1 protein-coding gene is annotated in these 305 nt (G+C 50.8%); it reads right to left on the minus strand.

What is annotated here, in order from left to right:
- The coding region (locus NE473_RS31045; protein ID WP_305148718.1) for a pyruvate formate lyase family protein at nt 1-305 on the minus strand (305 nt) is incomplete at both ends.

Raw genomic sequence — 305 nt, forward strand, 5'->3', positions numbered from 1 at the left:
GTGTGGACAAGATCGCAGGCCAGCTGGTCGACGCGGTCGTCATTGTTGCCGAACTTCGGGAAATCCCCTTCTACGATATAATCCACGACGATGCCGTTTTCATCACGCACGGTCTTTACCTTAGCGTATTTGATTGCGGATAAGGAGTCGGCCACTACGGATAAACCGGCGATACCGGTCGCAACCCAGCTGGTGACCTTTTTGTCGTGAAGTGCCATCTGGACACGCTCGTAGGAGTATTTGTCATGCATATAGTGAATGATGTTTAAGGTGTTGACATAAACGCGGGCCAGCCATCTCATCAT

The sequence above is a fragment of the Hungatella sp. SL.1.14 genome (genome assembly GCF_024460495.1).
GTDB classification, from domain to species: Bacteria; Bacillota; Clostridia; order Lachnospirales; family Lachnospiraceae; genus Hungatella; species Hungatella hathewayi.